This is a genomic window from Ferdinandcohnia salidurans (assembly GCF_042680725.1).
Classification (GTDB): Bacteria; Bacillota; Bacilli; order Bacillales; family Bacillaceae_L; genus Ferdinandcohnia; species Ferdinandcohnia salidurans.
Window position 1 is genome coordinate 20,551 of the sequence record NZ_JBHUEK010000022.1, and the last position, 19,934, is coordinate 40,484.

The 19,934-nt window shown below is 36.8% G+C and carries 15 protein-coding genes; 13 read left to right on the forward strand and 2 right to left on the reverse strand.

The features are described 5' to 3' along the window. Position 1: 1 nt before the first annotated feature. Positions 2–2,137, reverse strand: a complete 2,136-nt coding sequence (locus ACFSFW_RS13995) for a GDYXXLXY domain-containing protein (RefSeq protein WP_388039149.1) — start codon at positions 2,135–2,137, stop codon at positions 2–4. Between the two features lie 166 nt (positions 2,138–2,303). Between ACFSFW_RS13995 and ACFSFW_RS14000 the strand changes: the two genes are divergently transcribed. From ACFSFW_RS14000 to ACFSFW_RS14060, 13 genes are all read left to right on the forward strand, one after another. Then, complete coding sequence (locus ACFSFW_RS14000; protein ID WP_388039151.1) at positions 2,304–2,996, forward strand: TerC family protein; 693 nt, start codon at positions 2,304–2,306, stop codon at positions 2,994–2,996. A 112-nt stretch (positions 2,997–3,108) separates the two neighbouring features. After that, a complete protein-coding gene (locus ACFSFW_RS14005; RefSeq protein WP_304214539.1) occupies positions 3,109–3,450 on the forward strand; it encodes a YckD family protein in 342 nt (113 codons plus the stop codon). Between the two features lie 186 nt (positions 3,451–3,636). Further along, the gene (locus tag ACFSFW_RS14010) at positions 3,637–4,797 is read left to right on the forward strand and encodes an acyl-CoA dehydrogenase family protein (protein ID WP_388039153.1); all 1,161 of its coding nucleotides are present in this window, start codon (positions 3,637–3,639) and stop codon (positions 4,795–4,797) included. A gap of 292 nt (positions 4,798–5,089) precedes the next feature. Further along, entirely contained in the window at positions 5,090–6,553 is a 1,464-nt protein-coding gene (locus ACFSFW_RS14015; protein ID WP_388039223.1) for an extracellular solute-binding protein, read from the forward strand. A gap of 276 nt (positions 6,554–6,829) precedes the next feature. Continuing rightward, complete coding sequence (locus tag ACFSFW_RS14020) at positions 6,830–8,311, forward strand: extracellular solute-binding protein (RefSeq protein ID WP_388039225.1); 1,482 nt, start codon at positions 6,830–6,832, stop codon at positions 8,309–8,311. A 130-nt stretch (positions 8,312–8,441) separates the two neighbouring features. Beyond that, complete coding sequence (locus ACFSFW_RS14025; protein ID WP_388039155.1) at positions 8,442–9,686, forward strand: MFS transporter; 1,245 nt, start codon at positions 8,442–8,444, stop codon at positions 9,684–9,686. A gap of 197 nt (positions 9,687–9,883) precedes the next feature. Next, the gene (locus ACFSFW_RS14030; RefSeq protein ID WP_388039157.1) at positions 9,884–10,891 is read left to right on the forward strand and encodes an ABC transporter permease; all 1,008 of its coding nucleotides are present in this window, start codon (positions 9,884–9,886) and stop codon (positions 10,889–10,891) included. Between the two features lie 18 nt (positions 10,892–10,909). Beyond that, a complete protein-coding gene (locus tag ACFSFW_RS14035) occupies positions 10,910–11,785 on the forward strand; it encodes a carbohydrate ABC transporter permease (RefSeq protein WP_099353404.1) in 876 nt (291 codons plus the stop codon). A gap of 36 nt (positions 11,786–11,821) precedes the next feature. Further along, positions 11,822–12,934 (forward strand): prenyltransferase/squalene oxidase repeat-containing protein, encoded by a 1,113-nt coding sequence (locus ACFSFW_RS14040; protein WP_388039159.1) that lies wholly within the window; start codon positions 11,822–11,824, stop codon positions 12,932–12,934. Between the two features lie 285 nt (positions 12,935–13,219). Continuing rightward, positions 13,220–14,752, forward strand: coding sequence for a glycoside hydrolase family 28 protein (locus tag ACFSFW_RS14045; RefSeq protein ID WP_388039160.1), 1,533 nt, complete (start codon positions 13,220–13,222; stop codon positions 14,750–14,752). Positions 14,753–14,785: 33 nt separating this feature from the next. Next, on the forward strand, positions 14,786–15,799 hold the full coding sequence (locus ACFSFW_RS14050; protein ID WP_304214529.1) for an alpha/beta hydrolase family protein: 1,014 nt from the start codon (positions 14,786–14,788) through the stop codon (positions 15,797–15,799). A 39-nt stretch (positions 15,800–15,838) separates the two neighbouring features. Next, a complete protein-coding gene (locus tag ACFSFW_RS14055) occupies positions 15,839–17,392 on the forward strand; it encodes a glycoside hydrolase family 43 protein (RefSeq protein ID WP_388039162.1) in 1,554 nt (517 codons plus the stop codon). 48 nt (positions 17,393–17,440) lie between these two features. Then, positions 17,441–18,997: a glycoside hydrolase family 43 protein gene (locus tag ACFSFW_RS14060; RefSeq protein ID WP_388039163.1), complete on the forward strand. Its 1,557-nt coding sequence runs from the start codon at positions 17,441–17,443 to the stop codon at positions 18,995–18,997. A 28-nt stretch (positions 18,998–19,025) separates the two neighbouring features. On the opposite strand, the gene ACFSFW_RS14065 is transcribed toward ACFSFW_RS14060, so the two are convergent. Further along, positions 19,026–19,925, reverse strand: a complete 900-nt coding sequence (locus ACFSFW_RS14065; RefSeq protein WP_388039165.1) for a pectinesterase family protein — start codon at positions 19,923–19,925, stop codon at positions 19,026–19,028. Positions 19,926–19,934 lie beyond the last annotated feature (9 nt).

The window sequence follows — 19,934 nt, forward strand, 5'->3', positions numbered from 1 at the left end:
CCTACTCAATCGAATGTAGTAATGCATTTCCGTTTTTCGAAACTTTCACTTTAGCGTACTTTGCATGACGCTGTAAGTCTAATCCTGTACCTTCTTTAACAAAATAACTTTCTATACCGATGATAATACCATTATAACCATTATACTTACCGGCAATAAGAACCTCATCTTGAGCAAGTTTATAGTCACGAGGATCAATAGAAGTGAGTATTTTCTCCCGTTGATAGATACCATCTTGGTCTTCTTTCGCAATAATAAACACTTTATTACCTGAATGTACATTTTTTAATTCATTGACTTCTGCAATTTCATAACGCAAGACAACATAGTCACCCTGAAGCATCGAACGTGGGTCAACAGGTGCTAACTCAAGTGTAATTTCTTTACCGTTATTTAATAATGATTCACTAGTCCCAATTTGGTATCCCACAATTGCCAACTGCAAAAGAAGAATGAGTCCAAGAAGACTCCACTGCTTTTTCGTAAAAACCTTTTCTTTCTTTAATTCATTTTTTCCAGTCCTTCGTTCAAAGAATTGTGTGATTACGAAGAAAATTAGGCCGATCAGAAGCAGTGATAGTGATTTGTGTACAAGTGACCAAACAAGGTCATAATAAGTTGAAATAAATAGAGCAATCCAGAACAATAATGTCATTCTAAATAGAAATAAATCATCTATTCGAGAGAAGAAAAGAACAAGTATTGTTGTTATGATAAAAAACAATAAGCTATAGATAATTTCCTGCCAAACCAAATTATCTAAAAAGGTAAGAGCGTAGAAAAAAAGTAAAGCGTAAAACAAACTTATTCGTTTTAATGCAACTTGCTGTCGAACAAAATAATAAATGATGGCATTGACTAGTGCAAAACATATGAATACGGATTCTAAATGAACCCACATTTCTAATTCATCTAAAATTAGGTTCACTAAACAACCAATGGTTGTTGTGTAACTCAAGAATCTTATGATTCCATCTTTCATGACCACAGTTACGACAATAGATACGATTAAAAAGAAAATTGTAATGGGTGTAGACAGGAAAAATGCTTCCAGTAGACCTGAGAAAAATCCGATAAACAGTAGCGTGTTTCGGACATATGGCCCAAGCTTTTTCACAAATAAACCTGTAGAAATAAATAATAAGCTCAAAACAACTGTAGCATAGAAGCTAGAGAATAACAGGAAGAGAACTCCTCCAAAGCTAATCGAAAACATGAAAGAACCAATGAGTGTAACAATCACGATTAATGTGCCTTTAATCGCTTGACCTATTGGAGCTTCTGAATGTTTAGATGATAAATGCCTAGCCAACAAGATTCCGCCGATAATTAGAGCGATCGAGGCAATCGAACCTACTATTTGCAAGCCAAGATATCCTATTGAATCTCCGAATAAAAACGGGATTTCAATAATCTTTGTACAAACGTATATACTGACCATTGTGAATAGAATAATGGAAAGATACTTATCAATTTTCTTCGTTGCCAGATAAAAATAACAAATGGCAGCAAACAAAATATATAAGACATTCGTCCAGCCACTATATGGTTCATACAGTTCGAAAATACTCATTCCGATTAACATAATATGGGTCATCGTATAAGACATATAGCGAATTGCCTTATTATCCAATACCGGAGTAAAGGTAAGGATAAAGAGGATAAGATTAAGTACAGCAATTACAAGATATATGAGCCACTCTTGAAAGTCTGTGCGAACAATGAAGTACGATGAGGGATTCATATAGAACCAATATGCGAGATGAAAAAGGATAAAGCTCATAATGGAAAAAGGAGCATAATTTGTGCTTATTGCAAGCAGTAAAACTGGTACTAGCCAAACAAGAAATAGGACATAACTGTCTGCATGAGAATTATAAATTTGACCAATTAATGCAATAGATAAACCAAAGGTAATTGCACCGGCCACTAACAACCATTTCCCTAAAAATACTTGTTGGGACAGAAGTTTTGTGGAAAGCACAGATAACAAATAAAACAAAAGCATTGCAGCAACCGAAAGTGAAAGTTTTTCATACCGTGAAAATTCAGGCCAGTTAGCAGCAAAAAAGTAAAGAATTCCAGATAATATCAAAACAATCGAAGCGAAGTAACCAAAAGGAATCAACTTCTTCATTTCATACTCCCCATTTCCTCAAGGAAAAATAAATATCCTACTAATACTATATGTGGTTAAGATGAATCGTTGTAATGATTATAATATATTTTTCCAATGTGATACCATTATTTAAAGAACAATTTCATGAAAGATTAGGGAAACCTAATCCCGAGGTGAATTACTTATGGAATTGTTTTCAGCAGAGTTTTTTTCAGCTCTATTTTCGATAATAGTAATTGATCTCGTCTTAGCAGGCGATAATGCGATTGTTATCGGTTTAGCCGCAAGAAATTTACCAAAGGAACAGCAAAAAAAAGCAATCATTTGGGGAACTGTTGGAGCAATCATCATTCGTGCTGCAGCTACATTAGTTGTTGTTTGGCTCCTTGAGTTACCTGGATTACATCTAGTAGGTGGAGTACTACTCATTTGGATTGCGTATAAGCTTCTTGTTGATGACCAAGACGAACATAATATAGAGGCCAAGGGATCTTTTGCAGCTGCAGTAAGGACGATTATTGTAGCAGATGCTTTAATGGGACTCGATAATGTTCTAGGAGTAGCGGGTGCAGCACATGGTAGCTTTGTTCTGGTCATAACTGGGCTAATCATATCGGTCCCAATCATGGTTTGGGGAAGTACGTTGTTCATTAAATTAATTGACCGTTTCCCAATCATTGTTACATTCGGTGCAGCCATCCTTTCCTATACAGCAGCAAAAATGATTGTAGGAGAGCCCTTTCTACAAGACTTCTTTGATAATCCATGGTTTAGGTACACATTTGAAGCACTAATCGTAATTGCTCTTGTACTGATTGGAACAAAGGCGAAAAGAACAAAAGCACAGTCAATTAAAGAAAAGCAAAAAGTATCTTAAAAAAAGGCAGCCATTTGGCTGCCTTTTGATATGCAAAATATTTAGTATAAAAAGTGGATAATAATGGATACTATAAACGAGTTTTGTACATGAGAAGAAAGGGAGTATCATAATGAAAAGAATAATTTTTACTGGTTTAGCTTTATTTCTAAGCTTTTTGTTAGTAGGTGAAATTCAAGCATCTGCTGAAATGGGGAACGTTGACCAAAAGCCAAAGGTGGAACTAACGGATCAGCAAAAGCAAGAGCTTGATAAGCTGTATCTTGATCTTCTTGAAACAAAAAAAGAGATAATAAATAAATATGTTGAATATGGTGTCCTTACAAAAGAAAAAGCAGATAAAAAACTGAACTGGTTAGACGAACATTACCAGAAGATCAAAGAACACGGATATATTCCAATGCATCGTCATAAAAAGCACGAAGATGATGACGATAAAAATGATAATGACTAAATCGATAATAATAAGCTAGGTAAAACAAGTCCTGTTTTATCTAGTTTTTTTTATTAAATCAGAAATAATCATTATCTCATTAAGTATCACATCCTCATATTAAGGCATCCTTTTTTATTTATTCCAATAGGAATAGTATAATAAAAAGTAAATAACGTAAGGGTGTTCAAAAAAGGAGAGGTGAAAATGCCCATTTCATTTATTAAAACAGAGAAACAAGAACGCTTATATAATCTGGCAAGTAAATTAGCTGATAAATTTAACGAAAGAGCGGCAGAGTATGATGAAACAGGTGAGTTCCCTCTATTAAATATAGAGGAACTAATAAATACAGGATATACTAGCCTTTCCGTTCCAAAGGAATATGGTGGGAAAGAAGGGCTTTCCTTATATGACTTCGTATTACTTCAAGAACGACTTGCTGTAGGAGATGGCTCAACCACTTTATCAATCGGATGGCATTTAGGCGCAACTATGGATTTGTTTGATAAAAAGCGTTGGACGGAAGAGAAGCGATCATTTTATGCAAAAGAGGTTTTACAAGGTGCTCTTTATAATCGAGCGGCAACTGAACCTCAAACAGGAAGCCCAACGAGGGGAGGTAAACCTCAAACATCAGCTAGAAAAGATGGGGATAAGTGGGTCCTGTCTGGAAGAAAATCTTTTACAACAATGTCACCAGTCCTCGATTATTTTGGTGTAATTGCCTCAATAGAAGGGACGGACCAAATTGGGGAGTTTTTAGTTGAAAGGTCTAAGGCTGGAGTTGCAATCGAAGAAACCTGGAACACAATTTCGATGAGAGGTACAGGGAGTCACGACCTTGTTCTAACAAATGTTGAGTTGAATGAAGATGATTTAGTTGAAATGGTAACCCCTGAGCAAAAAGCAATTCCAAATGGTTGGCTGCTTCATATACCGGCATGCTACTTAGGAATTGCAATTGCAGCAAGAAATTATGCTGTGAAATTTGCAAATGAATATTCACCTAACAGCCTAAATGGACCGATTAAAGCGATTCCAAATGTCAGGCGGAATGTGGGAGAAATGGAAGCAGAGCTTTTAAAGGCCCGCCATATTCTTTATGCAATTGCTGATAAATGGGACAGGACTGCTGATCGAAGTCAGCTTGGTCCAGAGCTCGGGCTTGCGAAATATATTGCTACAAATAGCGCTATTTCCGTTGTAGATAAAGCAATGCGGATTGTTGGAGCCAAGAGCCTTCAAAAATCAAATCCGTTACAACGCTATTATCGAGATGTAAGAGCGGGACTTCATAATCCCCCAATGGATGACATGACAATTGCAAAATTAGCGGATCAAGCATTTAAAGAAATGGAAAAATAAATTTATCTATCTAAATGAGAAAGTAGTCGCTGTTCGCGGCTACTTTTATTAATTTTAGAGTTAAAATAAGTTGACTAGAATAATATTTTTTCCTATAAATAGGTAATCAATTTCTTACTATCCCATCTCGTAAATGCCTATAGAGCCATATATAATAAGAGTAACTAAGATAGTGATTATTTACGGAACCCCTTAATTCAAATAGATTGAGAGAGTAATAAACATTCCTGTTAGGAGGTAAATAGTTTTGAAAAATAGTAAAAAGAAACTTTTAGGTTTGTCTTTAGCATTTATGCTAGGAGCAGGTGGTCTGGCTGCATGTTCAAGCTCTGGTGCTTCTAACAACACAAATAAAGATGGTAAAACTAGTTTCACGATTATGGCAAACCTTTACACCCCAGAAGTTCCATCTGATAGGATCGAAAAGCTCCTAGAGGAAAAGACAGATGTTGATTTGACTATCCAATGGACTCCAGATACGAGTTATGAAGAAAAGTTAAATACAGCATTTGCGACTGAAACACTGCCAGAGGCTGTTTTCCTAAAGAATCAAACAACATTCATTCAATTTAAGGAAGCAATCCGTGATGGACAGTTTTGGGAAATTGGCCCATATTTAGACGAGTTTCCAAACCTAAGTAAGTTAAATGAACAAATCTTAGAAAACACTGCTGTTGATGGAAAAATCTATTCGTTATATCAAGGTAGATCATTATCTCGCCAAGGTTTGATTTATAGAAAAGATTGGGCAGAAAACTTAGGCTTAGGAACCCCAGAAACAATAGATGATATTTATGAAATGGCAAGAGCATTTACGGAAGATGATCCAGACGGAAATGGTAAAGATGACACATTTGGAATAACTGACCGTGCTGACTTATCATATGGTGCATTTAAAACTGTAGCATCTTGGTTTGGAACTCCAAACAACTGGGGTGAAAAGGATGGAAAACTTCTTCCAGAGTTTATGTTTGATGAGTATAAACAAACGATGGACTTTATGAAAAAGCTACGTGATAACGGCTATATTAACCAAGACTTCCCGGTAACAAGTAAAGAAGATCAGCAAGCATTCTTTAAAAACGGAACGGCTGGTATGTACATTGGATCAATGTCAGACGTCATTAGTATTGATAAAGATGCGAAACAACTTAACCCAGATGTAGAATTTGATGTTCATAATAAAATTGTAGGTCCTAATGGAGAATTCGGTATCTGGGCTATCCCAGGATACGGAAACGTTGTATTATTCCCGAAATCAGCAGTTAAAAGTGAAGAAGAAATAAAAGATATCCTTGGTTTCTTCGATAAATTAGTTACACCTGAAATCTCAAACATGATATTCTGGGGAATCGAGGGAGAACACTATACCGTTCAGGATGGTGGAGCACTTAACTCAGAGGATACTGAATTAACAACAAGAGAAGTAAAACCATATCAGTCACTTGAAATTGGTGAACCAAAGACTAACGGAAGATATGAAGGAGTCCATACTCTTCCAGCAAAACAAAAGGCTGAAAAACTAATAGTAGAAAATGAAAATTATTTAATTCATGACCCAACAATTCCACTTGATTCACCTACTTTTGCAGAAAGAGGAGAACTTCTGAATCAAAAAATGATTGATGCAACATATCAATATATTCTCGGTGATCTTGATGAGGCTGGATTTGAGAAAGCGATTGAGGATTGGAAAAAATCTGGTGGGGAAAATGTAATTAAAGAGTACAATGAAGCTTACCAGAAAGTTAAATAAGTAGTTTCAAAGATAGTAAGGTGAGGGCTGAAATTATGCCTTCACTTTTTTTATCCACTTTGTGAAAGTTTCGAAACTTTTGTAAATGTGATAATCATTTTCTAATAATCATCAATGTAAGTGTTTACAAACCTTGATATTATAAGGACATGTGAGAAATTGATTATTCACATCATACGATCATGGAGATAAATTTAAGATGTACCAAAAAAATAAATAGGGGGAATTACTTTGAAACAAAGTAAGAAGAAGTTTTTAGGCTTGTCCCTTGCATTGATGTTAGGGGTTGGCGGATTAGCTGCTTGTTCGAATGAAAGCGCTTCAGATGCGAAAGACTCTGACAAGCCAAAAGAATCAAATGAGAAAGTTAGTTTTACACTTATGGCTAACCTTCACACACCTGAGGTTCCATCTGACAAGATTGAAAAGCTGTTAGAGGAAAAAACAGGAGTGGATCTAACCATTCAGTGGACTCCTGATACTAGCTATGAGGAAAAACTGAATACAGCGTTTGCAACAGAAACGTTACCAGAAGCAGTATTCTTAAAAAACCAGACTACATTCGTCCAATTTAAAGAAGCAATTCGTGATGGCCAGTTCTGGGAAATCGGTCCATACTTAGACGAGTTTCCAAACTTAAGTAAACTAAATGAACAAATTTTAGCTAATACAGCTGTTGATGGAAAAATTTATTCAATCTATCAAGGAAGACCATTATCTCGCCAAGGTTTAATTTATAGAAGCGACTGGGCTAAGAATTTAGGTCTAGGAACTCCTGAAACAACTGAGGATATTTATGAAATGGCTAAAGCATTTACTGAAAAAGATCCAGATGGTAATGGTAAAGATGATACATTTGGATTAACTGACCGAAGTGATTTAGTATATGGAGCATTTAAAACAGTTTCATCTTGGTTTGGAACACCAAATGAGTGGGGCGAAAAGGACGGAGAACTTCTTCCGGAATTTATGTTTGATGAATATGTCCAAACAATGGATTTCTTTAAAGACCTTCGTGACAATGGGTATATTAACCAAGACTTCCCTGTAACAAGTAAAGAAGATCAACAAGCATTCTTTAAAAATGGTACTGCAGGAATGTATATTGGTTCAATGGCTGACGTTGTAAGTCTTCACAAGGATGCAGTAGCCCTAAATCCTGACATTGAGTACGATGTTCATAATAACATTAAAGGTCCAAATGGAGAATTTGGCGTATGGGCAATTCCTGGTTACGGTAACGTAGTATTATTCCCTAAATCTGCTGTTGAATCAGAAGAAGAATTAAAAGGAATTCTAGGTTTCTTTGATAAATTAGCTACTCCTGAAATTGCTAATCTAATTTTCTGGGGTATTGAAGGTGAACACTACGAAGTACAAGATGGTAGAGCTTTAGCATCTGAGGACCAAGATTTAACAAATCGTGAAGTAAAACCTTACCAAGCAATTGAAATTGGTGAGCCTAAGACAAACGGAAGATATGAAGGAGTATTCACATTACCTGCTAAGGAAAAAGCAGAAGAGTTAATCATCGACAATGAGAAATACTTAATTCATAATCCAACAAATGCTCTTGACTCTGCTACTTTTGCAGAAAAAGGTGAGCTTCTCGGTCAAAAAATCAAAGATGCGACATATCAGTATATCTTAGGAGATCTTGATAAAGCAGGCTTTGAAAAAGCAATTGAAGATTGGAAAAAGTCTGGCGGGAACGATGTAATTAAAGAATTTAACGAGTCTTATAAAAAGTCTAAATAATTCATCGAACTCTTAATGCTAAAATAAAAGGCTGTCCATACAGCCTTTTATTTTATTACATCATCTAACTGAATAAATGGGTAACTCTACCTGCTATTCTATTAATCTGTATTTTAGGGAAGTGTACCATATGTTCCGCATTGAAAAGGCGAGGAGATTAAATGAGCAAGCGGTAATTTCCCTGGTGAATCATGCGATTTACCAATTCGGAAATTCGATGTCTTTAATCTTTCTCAATATTTATTTATGGAGATTAACCAATAGTTTATTTATTAATGCAATCTTCAATTTAGTAGCTATTCTTGCCCAGGCATTTACAACATTCTCAATAGGTAAATTTGCCAAAAGAAAAGGAAAACTACTCGCGTATCGATTAGGTATCTTTATCACCGCATTCTTTTATCTCTTTATTTTATTGGCTCAAGAACAAATCGTGACTTTCTATCTTCTATTTGCAATCATGAAAGGAATTTCGCAGGCTTTATATTGGTTGGGATATTTTACAATTGTTCATGAGGTTTCAACGGACGAAAATCGCCTACGGGTTCTAGGAATAAACACCATTGTAATGAATGGAACAAATCTTTCAGGACCGGCAATTGCAGGATTTATCATTGGCTTATACTCGGGATTTGAAGGTTATATGATTGTCTTTGGTGCTGCATTTGTAATGTTTGCAATTGCTGCAATGGGAAGCTTGAAGTTGAAAAAAGAAGAAAATCATCATACATCCTATTACATGAAGTATCTACCATTAATCGCAAAAAGGGAACCAGGGTTTAAGAAATCGTTACTTGGATGGTTTGTTTTAGGTTTTCCTCATGGAATATTATCGTTCATTCCGTCCATTTTGTTATATGAGATCTTTCTAAAGGAACAGACAGTAGCTTACTTAAACATTGTTTTCCTAACATTATCAATTATATCAAGCTATTTAATTTCAAGGTTTGCCCATGCTGAAGGAACTGTGAAGTATTTGGTTATTTCTGCAGCTGGTTTCACACTTTCGACCATATTCTTACTAACTGATTTATCTGCCTTAACGGTGATTTTGTTCATGTCCATCTATTCCATATTCAAGCCATTGCAAGGAAATTCATATGAGGCCTATTACTATAACATGATAGGCCAGCTCCCGTTAAAATCAAACTTTAGAACAGAAGCAGTTGTTTTAAGGGAGACAATTATCAATTTAGGTAGGGGTTTTGGAATAATCATATTCTTAACTTTTGTTAATGGCATTGAAGCAGAGAGTATTCCAATCGTTCTGTTTACACTTGCGGTTTTACAATGGCTCATCCCATATTTAACTGCAAATAAACAATCATTTTTAACGAAAAAAAGAAGTGGACAGTATAATCATAATCTAAGATAAGTCTTCAAAGTCTCATATACTCTCATAATCTACTGAGTATATGAAACTTTGATTATTTACGAAATGTAAAAAGATTTACACAATACAAGTATAAGGTTTGTTCCAAAAACGGTAACATGAATATCTCCCAATGTATTTGCATGACAAGCCTTTAAAAGCAAATGCATTCAAGATTACGATTATAAGATGAAAGGAAGATGAGGGTGAAGTCAGAAACAGTTGTTGAACAAAACAGTCAAACGGAACTAGCATTAAACAAAACAAAGCAAGTTTCTAGTACCGATTTGCAAAGAAGTTTTAAGGCCGAATTAAAAAGGCGCATATTCAAAAATAAATTATTATATTTGATGATCCTTCCAGGTTTGTTGTACTTACTTATTTACAAGTACGTTCCAATGTTAGGTCTCGTGATTTCATTCCAAGATTACAAACCATATCAAGGGATCCTTGGAAGTGATTGGGTCGGATTTGAACACTTTACACGCCTCTTTACAGATTCAGACTTCTGGATGATTTTTAGAAATACACTTGTACTTTTTGGATTGCATATTTTTATAGCGTTTCCAATTCCGATTATTTTGGCATTAATGTTAAACGAGGTCAAAAATCTTTTCTTTAAAAGAACGATACAGTCACTCATCTATATTCCACACTTTATGAGTTGGGTAATTATTGTTTCAATTAGCTTTGTGCTTTTAACAATGGATGGCGGGCTAATAAACGAATTATTAGTGAGTTTAGGATTAGATAAGGTGAACTTCTTAATGAATTCGGATTGGTTCAGACCGATTTATATCACACAAGTTGTGTGGCAAAGTGCTGGTTGGGGAACCATTATTTACTTAGCTGCAATCTCTGGGGTAGATCCTGGTTTATATGAAGCAGCAAAAATGGATGGTGCAAGTAAACTACGTCAAATTTGGCATATTACTTTACCTGCAATTCGCCCAGTTATTATTGTTCTTCTTATCCTAAAAATCGGTGACGTTCTAGAGCTTGGTTTTGAACATGTATACCTATTATTAAATGCATCAAACCGAAATGTTGCAGAAATTTTTGATACGTATGTATATACAACTGGATTATTACAAGGACAATACAGCTATAGTACAGCAGTCGGTTTATTTAAAGGTCTAGTTGGTTTAGTTCTAGTTGTCTTTGCAAACAGAATGGCTAAGAAATTTGGAGAAGAAGGTATCTATTAAGACAAAAGGAGTGAGAGCATGGTTGGAGAAAAACAGCTCGGAAGTCGTATCTTTCGATGGGGAAATTATTTACTACTTGTTGTAATTGCACTAACAATGGTCCTGCCCTTTATACATGTAATTGCGGCATCATTTACAACAAGTGCAGAGTTAGCAGATAAACGTTTTGTCTTATTTCCAACTGTTTTTAGTTTAGATGCTTATAAGTATATATTCTCAACTAATACAATTTTTAAAGCATTGTTCGTTTCAATAGGGGTTACCCTCATCGGAACGTTATGGAGTATGTTCATTTCATTATTAACAGCTTACGGATTGTCACGTAGAGATCTGGTTGGTAGAAGGCAAATCTTGTTCCTATTCGTATTCACAATGCTATTTAGTGGTGGAATGATACCAACATTCTTAATTGTAAAAGAAACAGGTTTACTTGATAGTTATGCAGCATTAATTGTACCGGTCACAATCAACGTATTTAACATGATAATTTTACGAAGCTTCATCATGGGATTACCGGAAGGATTAATTGAATCAGCTAAAATTGATGGCTGTAACGATTTTGGAGTACTATTTAGAATCGTAATGCCAATTTCAAAGCCAGCTCTTGCAACCGTTTCCTTGTTCTACGCTGTTGCATACTGGAACACTTATATGCATGCAATCCTTTATATCAATGATGCGGCAAAATGGCCAATTCAAGTATTGCTAAGACAAATTGTTGTTCTTGCGAGTGGGCTTAGCTACGATAGCTCTGAATTTACAAATATTCCACCGCCAGACATTACAATCAAAATGGCAGTAATTGTTGTCGCTACAATACCTGTATTAATGGTTTACCCATTCCTACAAAAATACTTCACAAAGGGAGCTATGCTTGGCTCAATGAAGGAGTAGTCAATTTAAACTAAATATAGAAGGAGAGCTACAGAAATGTATTATACCAAATCCTTTAACAAATTAGATTCTTTATTCGATGGATTCTTTGAGTGGCTGGCAGGACAATATGATCCGGTCACAGGCGGTTTTTATTATGCAAAAAGTTCTGTTTCTGATAGCTCCTTTACGCCTGATATCGAATCAACTGCCCAAGCTTTAAACATCTTATCAAGAAATGAATTATTTACTAAAATGCCCGTAGAAGTACGGGCAAAATTTGTTTCTTTTTTCCAAGATAAACAAGACCCAGAAACAGGTTATTTCTTGGATGAAGATCCTAATATGAAGCATGATGAAGTAATGGTAAGCAGAGCCATCAATTATTCATTAAATTCTCTACAGCGATTGGGTGGAGAGCCACTCTATCCGTCACCAGTAGACCTCAATAAAGCACCAATTTATGTGTATTCCGAAGAAGCATATCTAAATAAATGGAAAAGCATTAGTTTAGTGAATAGTTGGCGTGGCTGTGATTTATTAGCATCCTCTTGCATGTATATCGGGCAAATGGATAAAAACAGACAGGAAAAAATGATTCAGGTAGCTGCAAATTATTTAGAGAGCATACAAGATCCAGAAACAGGGCTTTGGGGAGAAGGTAGTATGTATGTGCGCATCTCAGGGACATTTAAACTACATACCTTCTATCATAAGTTTGGTTTACCTATGCCGAGAGTTGAAAAGATGTATCAAAGTATTCTTCATTGTTTACGAACTGAAATAGCAAAGGATATGTGCTACATTCGAAATCCTATTGATCTATTATCCTATATTAATCTTGATATACCGATTCAGGAACTTGAGGAAATCATTCAAATTACAGTGGATAATATGGAAAAGCTTAAACGTCCGGATGGCGGGTTTTCAAGGGAAATAGAGCATTCACCGACTGCACCAAATGTAGCCCAAGTTAAATCTGATGAGTATTATCCAGATATGCCTGTGGCGGTTCATCTCGGTAAAGGATTATACGAAGGGGATATGAATGCTAGTACGCAAGCTACACTCATTCGTTTGCAATTGCACAAGCTGGTAGGGAAAACAGCAGAACCAATAAAGGGTTCTGAGAATTTTTACAACCTATTAAAAAATAGATTACAAGTATAGCAAATAATTAAATGATGTAATCGGTATAGCATCGATCCGTAAAACGATAAATGGTATACCGCAAGCGGGTTAATCGGAATAGCATCGAATCGTAAAACGATAAATGGTATAACGCAAGCGGGCTAATCGGAATAGCATCAAGCTGTAAAACGATAAATGGTATACCGCAAGCGGGCTAATCGGTATAGCATCGAATCGTAAAACGATAAATGCTATACCGCAAATCATGTAATTTGTAGATCACCAAGAAGCAAAACGATAAATGGTATTGTTGGAGGGAATAGAATGGCGTTTTTAGACATCACACAATTAGGAGCGATTGGAGATAATCGTACAGATAACACGGAAATTATTGCTCAGGCAATTAATCAGTGTGCAGAAAACGGAGGGGGAACTGTTTTTGTACCATCTGGCACCTATTTGACGGGGCCAATTGTACTAAAAAGTAATATTACCCTTTATTTAGAAGCAGGCGCAACGATTACTTTTTCGGATGAATTTGATCGTTATCGGCCTGTCAAGACACGTTGGTCTGGCTATGAATGTTATGGGTATTCTCCACTAATTTACGGAGATAACCTTACGAATGTGGCCATAAAAGGAGAAGGTTCTTTTGACGGACAAGGAAAAGCATGGTGGTTGATTAATAGACAGCTTCGTGTAGATAGTAAAGCATACGCTTCAAAAACAACAGAAAAAATCGCTCAACTTAATCAGAACTTTATGGAACCTATTGAGACGAATCTCGTCGAATGGGATTCTCAATTCCTACGTCCACCTTTACTACAATTGATGAACTGTAAAAAAGTCACAATTGAAGGTGTCACTTTAAAAAATTCACCTTTTTGGAATACACACCTCGTCTATTGCGATCATGTAACCGTTCATAATGTGACATTTGAAAATCCAGCTGATACACCAAATGGTGATGGCTTTGACATTGATTCTTGTACAAATGTACGTGTTTCAGATTGCCATTTTGCCGTTGGAGATGATTGTCTTGTCATAAAATCTGGCATTAATGAGGATGGACGAAGAGTGGGTAAGCCGACCGAAAATGTGGTTGTAACCAATTGTACTATGCACCATGGACATGGTGGAATTGTCCTTGGTAGTGAAATGTCTGGCGGTATCCAAAATGTGACGATATCTAACTGTACTTTTATTGGAACAGATCGTGGAGTACGGATTAAAACAAACCGTGAACGCGGCGGATACGTGAAAAATATCCTTGTGAACAATATTTATATGGAGGATGTATTCTGTCCAATTGCGATTAATTCATTCTATCGCCATGGTGTAAATGAAAACGATCCAACAGTAAATAGCCCTGAGGCACAGCCAATCACTGAAAAGACACCAGAAATTGAACATATCCAAATTAGTCATATCACTGCTAGAAACTGCCGAGCAGCTGCTGGTTTTATATATGGGCTTCCAGAAAGACCAATTAACGATATTTCAATCTCTCATTCTACCATCGAAATGACGGTGGACCCAAATGAAGAGGGCGGAGAGCCAGACATGGTTCAAGAGGAATTAATAATGGCTGGAGCAGGAATTTTTGGAAAATACATTTCAAATTTAGATATCCATCATGTTCGTGTAGAAACACGCCAGGGTACTGGCCTTCAAATTGAAGATAGTCAGCATGTTAACATTGATCATTTTACTATGAGAAAGCAGCATGACTCTACCCCAGTAGTCATTTTAAAACGAGTGGAAGATAAAAATGTTGATGGTTATGCTTCACAAATGGCAAACAAGAGCTATCTACAAATAGATGAGCAGAGCAACTTTTTAAAACAAGATCTATAAAACATGTAGATCAATTCGAACGGGGGGATTTACATGTGGGTAATCCATCGATTTTTGGATGAATTATATCAAGACACTGTTAAAAGTGATAGGAAAACCTATGATGAAAAGTGGCAAACAGCTTTAAAGGCAAAATTTCAGGAACGAATCGGAACGTTTAATAATGACGAACCTCTACAGCCTACTTTGGTCGAACAAAAGGAATATGAGCAATATACAAGGTATACTGCTGAGATTACAACTCTACCAAATGTTAGGATGCAGATGTATGTGTTGGTACCAAAAAAAAATAATGGAAAAAAAGCTCCAGCGATTCTTGCCTTACATGGTCATGGATATGGAAACAAAGATATTGTGGGTCTAGACCCATCTGGAAATGATCGAGAAGGGGATCCCGGATTGCATAAGGATTTTGCAGTGGAACTTGTCAAACGGGGATTTATCGTTGTGGCTCCAGAATTAATTGGTTTTGGGGAACGAACCTATTCACATGATGACCGAGATAATCCATCTGATAATTCTTGTTATTCACTAGCGAGTCAGTTATTGCTTTACGGAAAAACACTTGCAGGACTTCGTGTTTTTGAATGTCAAAAAGTTTTAGATTTCATGGAGGGGTTTGAAGAAATCGACTCAAACCGCATTGGCTGTATGGGGATTTCGGGAGGCGGACTTGTTGCTGCCTACACCTCTATTCTCGATCAACGAATCACTGCAACTGTTATTTCTGGCTATACGAATACATTTAAAGGAAGCATCATACAGAGAAGACACTGTTTAGATAATTATGTACCAGGCATCTTGCAAGATGCGGAAATGCCTGAGTTAATCTCATTAATTGTTCCAAGGCCACTCTTTATAGAAGCAGGAAAACAAGATCATCTCTTTCCAATAAATGAAACTGAAAAAGCAATTAAGGAAATTAAAAGAATCTATTCAGAACTTAATAGTGAACAACTAGTAGAATCGCATCTTTTTGACGGTGGTCATGAGATATGTGGAGAGAAATCGTTTGAATGGCTTTGTTCAACCTTGGATGTAAGGTAACAATAAATCCAAATAATTGGTATGGAGATGATTGTTTACATGACGGAAGCAAAAAAAAGTGTTGCTGATCGGATTGTTTGGCAAGCAGATTTAGAGAATGGTTTTTATCAAAATCCTATTTTACATGCAGATTATTCAGACCCTGATGTTGTACGAGTAGGTAAAGATTATTATATGGTTTCTTCAAGCTTTCATATGTCACCGTGTTTACCGATCTTACATTCTACTGATCTTGTAAATTGGAAGATTATTAATCATGTGGCACAAACATTACCTTACGCTAGTTACGATAAACCACGACATGGCGAGGGCGTATGGGCTCCTAGTATTCGCTATCACGAAGGGAAATTCTGGGTGTTTTTTAGTGCACCTGATGAAGGCATATTTATGAGTACTGCAGTAGACCCAGCGGGGGAATGGACACCATTACACTTAGTGAAAAAGGTTAAGGGCTGGATTGATCCATGCCCATTCTGGGATGATGATGGTCAGGCTTATTTGGTCAATGCATTTGCAAAAAGCAGAACTGGTTTCAAAAGTATCCTCCATGTAAGTCGGATGAAACCAGATGGAACAGAACTACTAGATGAGGGTGTTCATGTATTTGACGGAACCAAGCACCATCCAACAATTGAAGGTCCGAAATTTTACAAGCGAAATGGCTATTATTATATTTTTGCTCCAGCAGGTGGGGTACCTACTGGATGGCAAACGATTCTGCGTTCAAGAAATATCTTTGGTCCTTATGAGGATAAGATTGTTCTACATCAAGGCAATACGAATATTAATGGTCCTCATCAAGGAGGTTGGGTTGAGACGGAAACGGGTGAATCATGGTTTCTCCACTTTCAGGATAAGGAAGCATACGGTCGTATTGTTCACCTTCAACCAATGCATTGGGTAAATGATTGGCCAGTAATGGGGCAAAACCAAAATGATGCAGGAATCGGAGAACCTGTGATCCAGTGGGAAAAACCAAAAGCACAAGTATCTTCAGAGGTTGTTGTTCCGGACATGAGTGATGATTTTACTTCGGATACATTAGGGCTTCAGTGGCAATGGCAAGCAAATCGTAAATCACATTGGTACAAATTGAAGGACCAATCGTTAAGACTATATGCTGTTGGCCATTCTGGTGAAACAAATCTTTATCATATTCCAAATGTCATGACACAGAAATTCCCGGCAGAAACGTTTAAAGTCACAACAAAACTGACTTTTTCTCCTGAATTTAATGAAGATCACAGCGGTTTGATTGTACTAGGAGAACAGTATGCTTCAATCGAAGTAAGGAAACTAGAAAATCAACTGGGTGTTTTTTATGTCACGGGAGATGAGAAAGAACTTCAAAATGTACAATGTATCGGCAAAATCAAAGGAAATGAACTATTTTTACATGTAGAAGTAAATGAAGGAGCGATTTGTAGATTTAGCTTTAGTGAGGATGGTATCAGCTTTGTTCAAGCAGAAGACATCTTTGAAGCTACACCAGGAAAATGGGTGGGTGCTCAAATCGGAATTTATTGTTATAACGACAACCGTGAGAATAGCAACGGATACGCAGATTTCGACTATTTTTCAGTACACAAATAAAAGGGCATTCAATGCCCTTTTATTGTTTTGAAGAAAGGGGAGAACAAATTGTGTACATTTAAAAATCCAATTATCCCAGGATTTTATCCAGATCCGTCTATTTGTCGAGTAGATGATGATTATTACTTAGTCACATCTACATTTGAATACTTTCCTGGTATACCCATCTTTCATAGCAAAGATTTGGTAAACTGGAGGCAAATCGGGCATGTGCTCACGAGACCAAGTCAACTGAATCTTGATGGAACACCGAATTCAAAGGGAATCTATGCAGCAACCATACGTTACCACGAGGGTGTCTTCTATGTCATTACAACCTTCGTAGAAAGTCAAACAGGTGCAAGAAGAAACTTTTTTGTAACAGCTGAAAATCCTGAAGGCCCTTGGTCTGATCCATATTGGTTAGAGGATTGCCCTGGTATTGATACATCCTTGTTTTTTGATGATGATGGAAAAGTATATGTGACAGCAAATCGAAGACCTCCAGGAGGGCAGCTTTACCCAAAACATATGGAAATCTGGTTGCAGGAACTAGACCTAGAAACAAAGCAATTGACCGGTGAGAAATACAGTCTTTGGGATGGGGCATTAAAAAATGTTCATGCTCAGGAAGCGCCACATATATATAAGGTCGATGGTATGTATTATTTAATCATTGCAGAAGGTGGCACTGGTTTTACTCATTCCATTACGGTCGCGCGAAGCGAATCCGTTATGGGCCCATATGAAGGTGCTAAAACGAATCCGATATTGACACACCGTCATTTAGGAAGAGAATACCCGATTTCCAATGTGGGTCACGGTGATATCGTGGATACAAACAATGGTGAATGGTGGATGGTTTGTTTAGGTTCACGTCCATACGGTGGTGAATATCGAAACCTAGGTAGGGAGTCCTTCCTTGTTCCACTCAAATGGGAGGAAGGGTGGCCAGTCGTCAATCCAGGAAAAGGCATTGTTGAAATGGAAGGAACTAAACCTAATATAGAGGAGAAAAAATGGCCAACCACACCAGCATGTGACCATTTTGATTTACCGGAACTACAGATGCAATGGAATTTCATCCGGACACCACGAGGTAATTTTTGGTCATTAACGGAACGTCCAGGTTATTTGCGATTACAATTGAAGGCTGAAACAATCACAGAAACCGTTAATCCTGCCTTTGTTGGTCTTAGACAGCGCCATTTAAATTTTGCAGCTCGGACAAAAATGGAATTCTCACCAAACAATAAGTATGAAGCCGCAGGACTTGTATTATTACAAAACTGTGATTTTCATTATCGGGTAGAATACACACAATCTGAGATCAAATTGATAAAGAGAGAAGCGGGGCAAGAAGAAATTCTTGCATCATGTCCTTACCAACAAAATGAAGTTTATTTAAAAGTTGAGGCATATGGTCAGTCCTATCATTTCTATGTAGCAAAAGAGCCAGAACAGTGGCAAGTCTTAAAAGAAGATGTGGATGGAAGAATTTTAAGCACAGATGTGGCAGGCGGTTTTACAGGAGCATATCTAGGAATGTATGCTAGTTCAAATGGTTCCGAATCGTTTAACCATGCTGATTTTGATTATTTTGAGTACATCGGATTAGATAAATGATGAAAAAATAAGCTCCCTATTTGGGAGCTTATTTTGGTAACCACTGATCATTCGTATGGAAAATTTTTTCTAAAGAGTAGTTGGAAGCTTCCTCTTCACTTAATGATTTTGCCCAGCTAACTCTGTGTGGGGAATCACTTCCAGGACCCATGCTATTCCATTCGGAATACCGAGCTGTTTTTTCATTTTCTTCATTTCGCCAATTATCCCATCCAAGGGGATGAATATGCTGGCCCATCCATGTATTGATAAAGACTGTATGGGCAAATGGGCGCCAAGGGCGTCCTAAGTATACTTCAGAGACATCCTTTGCTCCAGTTAGCTTACAATTTTTGAAAACATACCCATATTCATTTTCCTTAGGAGTTGACGCAGCGGTAATATAGCCTTTGCGAAGACTATGAATCGTACAATCCTCAAAAACAGCGACAGCAGAGCCAAAGATGAAATCTACATGTCCTTCAATATAGCATTCTGAGAAGTAATGCCTTCCCTTAGATGTGTAAAGAGTATCCTGATTTGCTAATAACCTAACATGTTTAAATGTACATTTATCTCCAGCTACATAAAGGGCAAGTGCCTGGCCGATTTCGTCACCGTAACCGGCAACATTTTGAATCGTTAGATGCTTCAATTGGAATAAATCAGCAAACGCATGGAAAGTAGCTGTTTCAAATGTCCCAATTTCATTCCCATCTGAGTTTTTTATTCTGGCAAATTTACTACCTGAAATAATCGTTTCGTATTCTCCAGCCCCAATAATGGTAATATTGGGTTTATTTTCAGGTACAGTTATGATTTCCTCGTATAAACCTTCTTTTACAAAAATGGTTACAGGTTCCAGTGGAAAGACTCGAACCGCATCAATAGCGGCTTGGATCGTAGAATAATCACCATCTCCATGTTGAGAGACTACTAGTTTTTGCATGAACACATT